A 12,404-nucleotide genomic window follows, 5' to 3' on the forward strand; every position below is an offset into this window, starting at 1 on the left:
AGGACTCGTTCTGACGATCATGGCGACAACTGCGGGTATGGCTTTCCGGATGGGCGATTCGTAGGCTGTTCCCGAACATTCGACGTCGTCTGCCGAACGGCTGGCGAGGCGTCTACGAGGGGGTGGAGCGACCTGACAATCGTCAGCGCTGCCGACCTTGCGGCCGCCCAGAGTTGGGCAGAGTTCGGAAAACTCCTCAGCCGACAGAAAGTCGCTCTGGACATATCGCTCACCGAAATCCAGCGGCGGGCCAAGCGCCTCAGACTCCCGCGGGACCTACCGCCAGCAACAGTGAGTCCGGTCATGAACGGCAAGCGCCCGTCGATGGATGTACTGCTGTGCCTGCTCAATGCCTTCGAGGTACCCGCGCCCGACCATGCTGCGTGGCAAGAGACCTGGCGACGGCTCGCCGCAGCGCCGTCGGCTGCGCACTTGCCTCGCTTCGACGAGGTATCTCCCCGCCAACTCGGGATCCACGCGGCGATCGTGACCGATGACAGCATGGGCGAAATGCCCAAATATGTAGCCCGAGATTTCGATCATGCCCTTCGGAACAGTATTTCCACCGGCGTCGAGCGGGGCTGCTTCGTACTCCTAACCGGTCGGTCATCCTCGGGTAAGACCAGATCGCTACACGAGGCCGTCCACGTGGTGGCACCGAACTGGCCGATTTTTCAACCAGCAAGCACCGCCGAGATCATCGAACTGCTCGACGGCGTCCGGCAAAGGATCATCATCTGGCTTGACGAAATGGAGCGCTTCTTCGACGTTGACCCGCAGTTGACCAAGGAACATGTCATTCGACTGCTCCAGTTTCCCGCGATTGTGGTCGCGACGCTGTGGAGTGACGACTACCTGAAGAGGAGGGCGCCCCGCACACCAGGTGGTTCGGCCGAACTCAAGAACGACCGCCGGCTGCTCGATCTCGCCAAGGTCGTGCCGGTACCGGCCGAATTCTCGGGCCGGGAACTGGCCGAGGCTGATCGTGCCGCGCAAACCGATAGTCGAATTCGGCTCGCGCTGGAGGTCGAGGACGCCGGGCTTACTCAGGCTTTGGCGGCCGGACCAGAGTTGCTGCACCGGTGGGAACTCGCGCCGAACCCCTACGCCAGGGCTGTCATCAGCTTTGCCGCGGATGCGCGACGACTCGGGGTTCGGTCGCCGATCCCGGACCATGCCTTCGAATCGGCGACAGCTGGATATCTGACGGCTCCTCAGCGCGTCAACCGTCCGTCGCGATGGCTGGCCGATGCGCTGGCGTTCGGTATGGAAGAGGTTTACGGCGCGGTGGCCGCCCTGTCCCCCGCTGACGACGACGAGGCGGGTTCCCTGGCCGGTTACGTCGTGGCCGACTACGTGGCCCAGCACATCCGGCGCACCGACTGCCCTCCGCGCAGCGCGTGGGAGACGCTGATCTCGATCACTGACGATGCGGAGGAGCTCCGGCGGCTCGCCGCCGCGGCCAACGCCCGTATGCGGTATTGCCACGAGGAACAGGCATTACGACGTCTCTCCCAGCTGCATGGCAAGGGAGCGGCCGAGCTCGCGGGTGTGCTCTTTCGGAGTGGGCGCGACCGGGAGGCGACCGCCCTGCTGCGGACACATCTCGAGGAATCCCCGGGTGACCAGTCCGCCGGTGACCGGCTCCGCGACATTGCCGAGCTTGCCCAGCGGATCGATGAGCTGCGGGCTGCCACGGCGGGTGGCAATGTCGAAGCTGGCCAGCGCCTCGCCGAGCTGTTCGCCGACGGCGGTAGGGCCGACAGGTTGCGGGCCAAGGCCGACGGCGGCAGCCTCCTTTTCGAGGAGGATCTCGCCGCGCTGCTCGCCGACCGTGGAGCTGTCGACGAACTCCGCACACGGGCCGATCGGGGCAAGCGACCGGCCGCCGAGGCCTTGGCCGAGCTACTTGCGACGCACAGCCGCGTAGATTCGCTTCAGCAGCGCGCCAACGCCGGTGACCCGGCGGCCTCCCGCCAGCTGGCGAAGCTGCTGGCCTCGGATACAGCAGTGGACAGCACCGCCGTCCAGACCCAGTTCATTCATCTGCAACGCCAAATCCGCAGCGGGGACGAGGTAGCGGCACGGCAGCTGACAACGCTGCTGTTCGATCTTCGGGACGAGACCGAACTCAGATGCCAGGTCGACGCGGGCACATTCCAGGCTGCTGAACGCCTCGTGGCACTGCTCAACGCCGACGAGACCGTAGATCGCGAGCTCGTCAACCGTCTGCGCGCGCACGGCCTAAGGGCGGACGGCGTCCTATACATGCCGCAGGAGGTGTGATGGGAGACGCGATCACGGTGCTGCGCCGAGTTCCTGTCGATCGCGTGGTCCACCTCTCGGGTATTTCGGCCGGGGACGTCGCGGCCGTCATCGCTCGATACGACGACTTGCCGGCGCCCGTCGTACTGCGACCGTCGACAACAGGCTCAGTTGCCGCTTTCGTGGCCGCGGTCCTGGAGGCCCTGGACGCGGTCGCCCGGCAACTCCTCCATGGTTGGTTGCCCGAGGCGGACGGACTCGACAGCCCGCGGGGTGCCTCCCTGCCGGCGATCCGAGCTCTGGCGATTGAGCAGGCACGTGTCTCCGGATACTCCAGCGTGTTCCTGGCCGATCTGGCGGAGCGTGCACTGACCGATCAGCCTTCTCGAGTACGGCTGCGGCCCGAGGTGCGGGTATCCGGCCTCGCCCGTGTCGTCGCGAGAGGGTTCCGGCGCGAGCGGTTGGTGCTCACCATGCCGATCGATACGGGGCCCGGACGGGCACCGGCTGGCAACGTCGTGGTAGCGGGCTCGGAGTGGCTCGCCGATCGTGGTCAGTTGGGTGTGTGGCTGACCGGCATCGGGTCACCCAGCCCGGAGCGCGTCAAGACCGTAGATGTCAAACCGCCGACCGAGGTCGCTTCTACACAGGCGCGAACGACCACGGCCGTTATGGGTAAGCCACATCCGCGGAGCACCGTCGAGTCCGCGGTCGAAACCGTGCTAGCGCACCAGGAATGGGCATACGGCCGGGTCTGGAACGGGACCTACCAGCCAACTTTGCTGCGGCGTCCGATCAAGCCCGACTTGCTGTGGCCGGCCGAGCGGGTGGTGGTGGAACTGGATGGGCTGGAGCATTGCCGGCCCGAGCAGTACGACGCCGATCGGGTCCGCGACGTGCGGCTGCAACTGGATGGCTACGCCGTTCTCCGGTTCACCAACGCGCGCGTCAAACACGACGTGCATGCCGTAGTGGCACAGATCGAACACCTCATTCGGACCCGAAGGAATGACATTGCGAAGGGACAGCAGCGTGGCTGACAACCTCACCCCGTCGGAGAGCGCGGTGCTCATCGTGCTGATGGCGGAGGCACGGGAGATCTCCAACCCAGAGTTGCAAGAGCGCTACCAGATAACACTGACCGGCACGAGCCGTACGAAGCTCAACAACCTCGGCTACGTCAGGAGCGTGAAGGTGGGTCGGGCCTACGCCCACGTGCTGGACGACAAGGGCTGGGATCGCGTGCACCAAGGGCTGAACTTCGACAGTCCGCGGGCCAGGGCCTTGGGCGCGGCGTTGACCGCACTACATGACAACCTCCGGGAACGGGTGTTGCCGCACGGCGCCTATCGCAGGTTCGCAGAGATGTTTTCTCGCACGGCCGAGCCGCCGGCGCCAGGTGACGATCTCGAGGCGCGGATTCGCAAGCTTTATGGCTCGCTGGCCCCCCAGCCCGGCGCGTGGGTCAAGCACACAGCCGTACGCCGGAGGCTCAGTGAGGTGCCGGAGGAGGCGCTCGACGAGGCCTTCCACCTTCTAAGCCAGGCGGAAGACGTGGAAATGATGCCAGAATCCAACCAGAAGACGCTTACCGAGGAAGATCGCCGCAACGCGGTGCGGGCCGGTGGGCAGGATACACATCTGATGGCCATCGGCGCGCGATGAAAGAGGACGAACGCAAAGCCCTAGCGGCCCTCAGGTTCGACTGGGCGCCAGTACCCGACGATGTCTGGCGCCCGTCGCCGTTCCACGTCGACGGGCTGCACCGTGGTGTCGTCACCGACGTCGTTGCGGGCATGGCCGACGCAAGTTCGAGCACCGACGGCAGCCCTCTCGGTCTGGTACTGAGGGGCCGGCGCGGCTCGGGCAAGACGCACCTGCTCGGCTGGGTTCGCCAACAGATCCAGGTACAGGGCGGCTACTTCTTCCTGGTAAGCCTGCTCGATGCCAAAGGCTTCTGGGACAGCGTCCTGGCCTCGATGCTGGAGGGCCTCTTCCGGACTGTGCCGGAAAGCGACACCCAACTGCGGTTGTTCCTGCGGCGGCTTTCGTCGGTGGTCGGCGCGCCAAGGTCAGCACGGCGCGCCGCCATGGGAGAGACCGATCTGACACCAACAGCTTTGGATGCCTTCGTCCTGGGCTTGGGCGACTACGACAGGCTGGTCGCGCGCGAATGCGATGACACCCTCCGCGCGCTGGCCCTCTCTGCCTCGGAGGACGTCGTGCACCGCGACCTGGCAGAGAACTACTTCAGCTCGGAGCCGGAAGCGGTGGCGGGCGAGCGTGCACCTTGGCGCATGCGCCGGAAGCCGCGTACCGCGCAGGAGATCGTCCGTGAGCTGTCCAAGCTGCTCGCCCTGACGGGCCCCACTGTGATAGCTGTCGATCAGATCGACACGCTGATCTCGCAGTCATCCGTCGCGTCGCACGAGAATCAGCAGCCCGAACCGCCCACCACCGACTGGGCTCAGCTGCTTGTCCTCGAGCAGATCGCGCATGGGTTGATGGCACTTCGCGATAACACCCGCCGGACGCTGACCCTGGTGGCATGCATCCCTCCGTCCTGGATGCTCATCAAGAACAGGGCGACCGACACCGTACGCGACCGGTTCCGCGAGCCTGAGGAAATGCTGACGATCCGGGATACGAAGATCGCCCGGGACCTTATCGAAAAACGATTCGCCCACAGCTTCCGCCAGGTCCGATACACACCGCCCTACCCCTCGTGGCCGATCCGCCCCGAGGCGTTCGACACTGCCGCCAAGTTCACCCCGCGGCAGCTACTCATCGAGATCGACGCGCACGTCCGGAACTGCCTGCTGGAGAACAAGGTTCGCGAGGTCACGCGCCTAGGCGATCCGCCGAGCAGCGAGCCGAGCACGGCACCGCTCGTTCCTACAGACATCTCAGACGACGTCTGCAAGCAGTTCGACGTCCGCTTCGCCGAATTGAGGGAAGAAGCGGACGTCGCCGATCCACTCGACCCGGCCCGTGAGGACGCCGTCGTACCGGGCCTCCTTTCAGCCGGGCTGACCGCGTGGATCATCGAGCGAGGGATGGCCGATGAGACGTTTAGCCAAGACGGTCCGCCGAGCGCAAAACCCGCGCTTCACGCAAGGCTCCGGCGCACGCTCAACGAAGGCACAGAGGATCAGGCGCACTGGTCCTTTCGCGCGATCAGTGGACGACATCATGGCGTAGCCGCGCTGCACCGCATCAAGCGAGCGGTCACCGCCGCTGGAGTCGAATACCAGGTGCCGAAGCGCAGACTCTATTTCTTGCGCAACGGAAGGTGGTCCGGCGCGAAGACGCTCGACCTCATCGAGGAGCTCAAGTCCAGGAACACGACGACGTTGGCTCTCGAGGAGTCAGACCTCCGTACACTGTCGGCGCTCCTGGTCATGCTTCAGGAGGCACCCATCGATCTTCCGGCGTGGCTGATGCTGCGGAGGCCGGCCAGCGGCAGCCAGATCTTCCGTAAGGCCATGGAAGAGTTGCCGGTAACGCCGACGCCATCCAGGTCCTCCGAGCCGGCAGATGTGCCGCCGATTGAACCGCAGGTCGTGGCCATCGACGCGCCGGCCGCCTCGAAACAATCGGCCGGAGACTCCCAGCCGCCTATGCCGGCGCTGACGGTGGGCCACGACTACACCACCGGAGAACCGGTCAGCCTGGCTCTCGAGTCGCTGCGCAAGCACGTCGCGATCTTCGCCGGATCGGGCTCGGGTAAGACGGTGCTGATCCGGCGCCTGATCGAGGAGTGTGCGCTGCAGGGCGTGTCCGCGATCGTGTTGGATCCGAACAACGACCTGGCCCGGCTCGGCGATCCGTGGCCGACGCCACCGACGGCTTGGCAGCCCGGTGACGCGAGGAAGGCCGCCGATTACATCGCGGGCACCGAGGTCGTGGTGTGGACACCGAGGCGAGAGACCGGACGGCCGCTGAGCTTCCAGCCGTTGCCGGACTTCAAAAGCGCGCTCGACGACCCGGACGAATTCAACGAAGCCGTGGACTCGGCGGTGGCAGCGTTGATACCGCGGGCGCGGCTGGACAGCCGAGCCACCAAGGCGCACCTCGGTCTTGCCGTCCTGCGACGGGCGGTGGAACATTACGGTCGGCGCGGCGGCGGCACGTTGCGCGGCCTGATCGAGACGCTTGCCGAACTGCCGACTGGCGTCAGCGAGCTGGACAGCGCCGAAAAAATCGCCAGCGATCTGGCCCAGACTCTCACCGCGTCGATCGACAACGACCCGATGTTCGGCGGCGACAGCACGCCGCTGGATCCGGCAATCCTGCTTACACCGTCCAGCGGGAAACGCGCCCGTATCTCGGTGATCAGCCTGATCGGCCTACCATCCGACGACATGCGACAGAGTTTCGTCAATCAGTTGGAGATGGCGCTGTTCGCATACATCAAGAAGCACCCGGCCGGCGATCGGCCATTGCTCGGGCTGTTCATCATGGATGAGGCGCAGACTCTGGCACCGTCAGGGAGCATGACGGCGTGCACACAGAGCACCCTTGCTCTGGCCTCACAGGCACGTAAGTACGGGCTCGGACTGGTGTTTGCCACCCAGGCGCCGAAGGGCTTGCACAATCGTATTCCGGGCAACGCTGCCACCCAGTTCTACGGCCTGTTGAACAGCCCGATCCAGATCGACACCGCGCGCGAGATGGCGAAGGCAAAGGGCGGGGACGTCCCAGACGTGTCACGGCTACGCTCCGGCGAGTTCTATGTCGCCGCCGAGGGCGAGGCTCCGCAGAAGGTTCGGACACCGCTCTGCCTGAGCCACCACCCACAGAGTCCGCTGACGACCGAGGAGGTCCTCGATCGCGCTCGAGCTCGCTAGCCGGTCCGTTCCGATGAACTGACCAGGGACCGCGGTGTCAGCCGGGTGTCTCCAGGCGGCGGGTGAGTTCGGCGAGGTAGGGCAGGTAGAGGCGGGCGCCGGCCGACGACGCGGCCTCGACCGCGGTGGCGAGCAGGGTCGGTGCGGCCGGGTCGCGGCGAGCCACGGACAGCGCCGCGGTGGCCCAGCGCGCCTCGTGCCGGCCGAGCGCCGGGCCGGTGGCGAGGGCGCGGGTGATCAGGTGGTCGGCCTCGGCGAGTCGGTTCAGGTCGACGCAGATGAGGGCGGCGCGGGACGCCGCCCAGCAGCCGAAGAGGTCGAGGTTGGCGCAGAGATCCAAAGAATGATGGAACGCGTCGAGCGCGGCCGGCAGGTCGCCCTTCATCTGGTACGCGATGCCGGTTGCCCGCCACGCCGTCGCCGTCCAGCCGCGGTGGTTCAGCCGTTGCGCGATGGCCAGCGCCTCCCGGCCGTCGGCGAGGGCGTCGTCGGGGCGGCCGAGTGCGGAGAGTGCCTCGGAGCGGTGCCACAGCGCGTACGTCTCGCCGTCCGGGTGTCCGAGGGTGCGGGCCACGTCGAGGGCGCGTTCGGTGTCGGCGAGGCCCTCGGCGGCCCGGTCGAGCAGGACGCGGCCGTGCCCGCAGGTCGAGCGCGGGGTGACCGTGCGCATCAGGTCGCCCGAGCTCTCGAAGAGGTGTGCGGCGCGATCGAGTTCGTCAACGCCCTCCTCGATGCTGCCGTGCAGGAACGCGGCCATCGCCCGCGCGTCGAGGATGCGGGCGGCGCCGCGCGAGTCGCCCGTACGCGTGTAGATGGCCAGTGCCTCCGCGGCGCGGGCGGCGGACCGCCCGGGCTGGTCGAGGTTCATGTCGATGACGGCGGCTACCTCGAGTACCGCGGCCCGGGCGCGGTCGTCGGCGCCGGCCTCGATGAGTGCGAGCTCAGCGACCTCGGCCGCGCGCCGCATGTCGTCGGCGCCGGAGTCGAGCGCGGCGAGCTGGGCCAGCACGCCCGCGCGGGCCGGGCCGCCCGGATAGCCGGCGAGCGCCGCCCGGAGGTCGTCGCGGGCGGCGGCGATGTCGCCGCGGCGGCGGCGGGCCTGTGCCCGGGCGGCGAGCAGCCGCGCGCGGACCGGGCCGTCGGCGCCGCCGGTGGCGAGTCCGGCGTCGGCGAGCTGGCCGGCCTCGGCGTCGGCGACCTGGTCGAGGGCGTTCGCGGCGGCGCGGGCGTACGCCTCGGCCGCCCTGGTGACGTCGCCGGCGCCGAGCCAGTGCCGCGCCTGCTCGGGCGCGTCGCCGTGCGCCACGTCGAGGACGGTGGCGAGCCGGGCGTGCAGCCGGGCCCGGGTCGCGTCGGTGAGGCCGTCGACCACCACCTCGGCGACCATGTCGTGTGCGGTACGCCAGCCGTGGTCGCCGAGGCGAACCAGGTTGGCCGCGGCCAGCTCCTCCAACGGGCCGAGCAGGTCCGGGTGCGACAGCTCCGCGGCCGCCGCCAGCGTCTGCGCCGGCACCTCGCGGCCGAGCAGCGCCAGGAGCCCCAGCACGGTCGCCGCCCGGCCGGCGTGTGCGGCGGCCCGGTCCGCGATCGCCCTGCGCTGCCCGGCGCGGCCGGCCTGCCGGGCCCGGCCGGCGGCCTCCGGCGAGGCAGCGCGCCGGCGACCGGCGGCGTCGGCCGCTTCGAGCAGGCCCTCGGAGTGCAGCAGCCGGAGCACCTCGGCCACCGCCATGGGTGTCCGGTCGGTCTCGGCGGCGAGCGCCGCGACGAGGTCGGCGTCGTCGACGAGATCGGCCAGGGCGAACTCGCGGAGCCCGCCCAGCTCGATCACCGGCGGACCCGCCGACCGGCGTACCAGCTCCGCCGGGCCGGCGGGCAGCTCGTCGGGCCGGTAGGCGAGCACCAGCCGGGGCCGGGCGGCGCCGCCGGCGACGCTGCCGAGCAGCTGGACGCTGCTGGGGTCGGCCCATTGCAGGTCGTCGACGAGGAGCGCCCGTTCCGGGTGGGCGGTGAGCAGCCGCCGCGCCGCCTCCAGGACCAGGGCGTTGCGGGTCTCCGGGTCGAATCCGGCCGGCGGCGGGTCGAGCTCGGGCAGCAGCTCGGCCAGCGCCGCGCGCAGCCGGCCCGGCAGCGTGCCGAGGGCCGTGGTGTCCGCGGCGAGCAGTCTGCGCAGCAGCGTCCGGGCCAGCGACCACGGTTCGTCCCGGTCCGCCCAGGACGCGGCGACGCCGACCGCGGGCACGGCGGCCGCGACCTCCTCCAGCAGCCGCGACTTTCCGGTGCCGGACCGCCCGGCGATCCGCACGACGCCGTCGGGCAGGCCGGCGACGACCTGACGGACCACTGCGTCGCGCCCGACGAACGGCAACATCCCGAAACCGGCCCGCGGCTCATCCCGTACGGGATCGGAGCGCAGCAGCAGGCGGTGCAGCTCCGCCGCGGCCGGGGACGGGTCGAGGCCGAGCTCGTCCGCGAGGCTGTGCCGGTACCGGTCGAAGCAGGCCAGCGCGGCGACCCGGTCGCCGGACGCGGCCAGCGCGCGCACCAGGGCCAGCGCCGCGGTCTCCCGCAACGGCTCGGCCGTCGCCGCCGCCGTCGCGTACTCCACCGCCGGCGCCGGCGCGCCGAGCGCGGCGGCGAGCGCCGCCGCGCGTTCCCAGGCGATCTGGCGTGCCTGCAACACCCGGGTCCGGTACGGCTGGGACCAGTCCGCGTACAGGTCCTCGGGCAGGGGTTCGGCGGCCGGTCCGAGCGCGTCACGGTACGCCGACAGCGCCGCCCGCCCGTCGAGCCCGCCGGCCCGCTCCACCGCCGACAGGAAGACCTCGGTGTCCACGACGCAGCCCGGTGGACCGCTCAGCGCGTACCCCTGGGGTCCGGTGTGGATCAGAGCGGGCCGGCCGACGGCCCGCCGGGCCCGGTTGACCAGAACTTGCAGGTTGGCCGCCGGGTCGGCCGGCGGCCGCTGCGGCCACAGCGCCGCGATGAGCAGATCGTTGGGCACGAACCGGCCCTGCCGGGTGGCGAGGACGCGCAGCAGCGTGCGCACCTTGCGGCCCTGGTACGCCGACTCGTCCACCTCACGGCCGTCCCGCACGACGACGAACCGGCCCATCAGACGTATCTCAACGGGCGCCGCCGCGTCCGCTAGATTCCCGCCAGCTGTCTGCAAGGTCGTGCTCCTAGCGTCGGGTCGACGGAAACCACCGAGAGCCGGAGGCCACGATGTCCGCACAGACCACGCAACATGTCACGTTCGCCAAGCCCGACGAGGTCCGCTCCTTCGCCAACGGCAGGCTCGAGCTGCTCCACGTCGACGGGTCCGCCATCGGCCGGCTCGTGCTGGAGCCGGGCTGGCGTTGGTCCAACGACGTGAAGCCGGGCGCCGGCACGCAGCTGTGCGAGGCACCACACTTCCAATACCACGTGGCGGGCGTGCTGCGTATCGCCATGGCGGACGGAACGACCTTCGACGCGGGTCCGGGCGACGTGACCTCGCTGCCGGCCGGCCACGACGCCTGGGTCGTCGGCGATGAGCCGGTCGTCGTCGTGGACTGGTTCGGCGCGAGCGAGTACGCGAAATGAGCCGGGAGCTGTACACCCGCGCGGTGGCCGGCTTCGACGCGGTCCTGCGTGCCATGCCCGGCGACCGCTGGGCCGCGCCGACACCGTGCGCCGGATGGGACGTACGCGCGCTCGTCGATCACGTGGTGCGTGAGGACCTGTGGGCGGCCGAGCTGCTGGCCGGCCGGACCATCGCCGACGTCGGCGATCGCCTCGACGGCGACGTGCTCGGCGCCGACCCGGTCGCGGCGTGGGGCGCCGCGAGCACGGCGGCGGTGGATGCGGCGGCCGCCGCGAACGACGACGACCTGGTGGCCCTGTCGGCGGGACCGACGGAGGTCGACGAGTACCTGCGGCAGCTCGCCGCCGACCACGCCGTGCACGCCTGGGACCTGGCCACGGCCACCGGGACGAACCTGCGCATCGAGGCGGACCTGCTCGACGCCGTGACCGCCTGGTTCGCGCCGGTCCGGCGGACATACCAGGACCTGGGGCTGGTGGGTCCCCGCGCGCCGCTTGGCGAACCGGCGGAGGCACAGGCACGCCTGCTCGCGATGTTCGGCCGCTCCGAGGCGCTCGCCGCCGTCCAGCGGTTCGGCGACGCGTTCGACGCCAAGGACGTTCCCGCGATCATGGCGAACATGACCACCGACTGCCTGTTCGAGTCGACCTCGCCCCCGGACGGCGTCAGCCATCGCGGCGCCGACGCCGTCCGCGCCGCGTGGCACGGGTTCTTCGAGACGGCCGGCGATCACCGGTTCACCACCGAGTCACGCATCGTGGCCGGCGACGAGGTCGTCGTGACGTGGCGCTACGACTGGACCGGTGGGCATGTCCGCGGCGTCGACCTCTTCCGCGTACGCGATGGGCTGGTCGCCGAGAAGCGTGCCTACGTCAAGGGCTGAGACGCGAAACGGGCGCCCCGGCAGGGCGCCCGTTCGTTACCGGTATGCGGGTCAGCGCGCGAGCGCGAGGCCCTGCTTGTCCGAGAACTTGCCGATCGCGATCATGATGAAGTCGATAAGCGTCCAGACGCCGAGCCCACCGAACGTGATCAGCATGAGGATGCCCGTGCCGACCTTGCCGACGTAGAAGCGGTGAACGCCGAGCGCGCCCACGAAGAAGCAGAGCAGCAGGGTGGCGATCCAGGACTTCGAGCCGGTGGCGGCGGCGGTTTCGGTGGCGGTCATATCTATCTCCCCTATGTTGGCATGCGCAAAAATCGATGCACGATAGCGGGACACAGCACCCAAATGCAAGATTCAAATACGTTCAGCCGAGCTGTTCGGCCAGCCCGACGATGATGCCCTCGGGACCACGGACGTAGCAGAGCCGATAGCTGTCCTCGTACCGCGCCAAATCACCGACGAGTTCGGCGCCGTGGGCGCGCAGGCGGGCGACGACCTCCTCGATGTCGTCGACGGCGAACATGACGCGACGTATACCCAGCGTGTTCGCCGGGGCGTCTCTCGGCTCGGATCGGATCGCCTTCGGCGTGTGGAACATCGCCAGCTCGATCCGGCCGTGGCCGTCCGGGGTACGCAGCATCGCGACGTCCTGCCGGACGTCGTCGATCCCGATGACCCGCTCCACCCAGGGCCCCTCGATCGGCCCTTTGCCCTCCAGTTCCATGCCGAGTTCCACGAAGAACGAGATAACCGCGTCAAGGTCTTCGACAACGATGAGAACGTTGTCCATCCGCTGGATCGCCACGCCGGAGTCTCCCTG

At 69.2% G+C, this 12,404-nt stretch carries 9 protein-coding genes; 6 read left to right on the forward strand and 3 right to left on the reverse strand.

Annotation, left to right across the window (positions count from 1 at the left end; translation table 11 throughout):
- Positions 1-303 precede the first annotated feature (303 nt).
- From BJ971_RS31630 to BJ971_RS31645, 4 genes are read left to right on the forward strand one after another with little or no spacing between them, the layout of a single operon-like run.
- A complete protein-coding gene (locus tag BJ971_RS31630) occupies positions 304-2,286 on the forward strand; it encodes a hypothetical protein (protein ID WP_184996805.1) in 1,983 nt (660 codons plus the stop codon).
- Complete coding sequence (locus BJ971_RS31635) at positions 2,286-3,305, forward strand: endonuclease domain-containing protein (RefSeq protein WP_184996806.1); 1,020 nt, start codon at positions 2,286-2,288, stop codon at positions 3,303-3,305. Before BJ971_RS31630 ends, BJ971_RS31635 begins: the two co-directional genes overlap by 1 nt.
- The gene (locus tag BJ971_RS31640) at positions 3,298-3,930 is read left to right on the forward strand and encodes a hypothetical protein (RefSeq protein ID WP_239087382.1); all 633 of its coding nucleotides are present in this window, start codon (positions 3,298-3,300) and stop codon (positions 3,928-3,930) included. The genes BJ971_RS31635 and BJ971_RS31640 overlap by 8 nt, the downstream gene beginning before the upstream one ends.
- A complete protein-coding gene (locus BJ971_RS31645) occupies positions 3,927-7,115 on the forward strand; it encodes an ATP-binding protein (protein WP_184996808.1) in 3,189 nt (1,062 codons plus the stop codon). Before BJ971_RS31640 ends, BJ971_RS31645 begins: the two co-directional genes overlap by 4 nt.
- A 37-nt stretch (positions 7,116-7,152) precedes the next feature.
- On the opposite strand, the gene BJ971_RS31650 is transcribed toward BJ971_RS31645, so the two are convergent.
- Positions 7,153-10,227: an ATP-binding protein gene (locus BJ971_RS31650; protein ID WP_184996809.1), complete on the reverse strand. Its 3,075-nt coding sequence runs from the start codon at positions 10,225-10,227 to the stop codon at positions 7,153-7,155.
- A gap of 110 nt (positions 10,228-10,337) precedes the next feature.
- Between BJ971_RS31650 and BJ971_RS31655 the strand changes: the two genes are divergently transcribed.
- Together BJ971_RS31655 and BJ971_RS31660 are read left to right on the forward strand one after the other, a co-directional pair.
- Positions 10,338-10,697 carry a cupin domain-containing protein gene (locus BJ971_RS31655; protein WP_184996810.1) on the forward strand — a complete coding sequence of 120 codons (360 nt, stop codon included), beginning with the start codon at positions 10,338-10,340 and terminating at the stop codon, positions 10,695-10,697.
- Positions 10,694-11,581 (forward strand): TIGR03086 family metal-binding protein, encoded by an 888-nt coding sequence (locus tag BJ971_RS31660; RefSeq protein WP_184996811.1) that lies wholly within the window; start codon positions 10,694-10,696, stop codon positions 11,579-11,581. The genes BJ971_RS31655 and BJ971_RS31660 overlap by 4 nt, the downstream gene beginning before the upstream one ends.
- Before the next feature lie 51 nt (positions 11,582-11,632).
- On the opposite strand, the gene BJ971_RS31665 is transcribed toward BJ971_RS31660, so the two are convergent.
- Both BJ971_RS31665 and BJ971_RS31670 read right to left on the reverse strand, forming a co-directional pair.
- Entirely contained in the window at positions 11,633-11,866 is a 234-nt protein-coding gene (locus BJ971_RS31665; RefSeq protein ID WP_184996812.1) for a TM2 domain-containing protein, read from the reverse strand.
- Between the two features lie 82 nt (positions 11,867-11,948).
- Positions 11,949-12,389: a VOC family protein gene (locus BJ971_RS31670; RefSeq protein WP_184996813.1), complete on the reverse strand. Its 441-nt coding sequence runs from the start codon at positions 12,387-12,389 to the stop codon at positions 11,949-11,951.
- Positions 12,390-12,404: the final 15 nt, after the last annotated feature.

This window comes from Amorphoplanes digitatis, assembly GCF_014205335.1.
Classification (GTDB): domain Bacteria; phylum Actinomycetota; class Actinomycetes; order Mycobacteriales; family Micromonosporaceae; genus Actinoplanes; species Actinoplanes digitatus.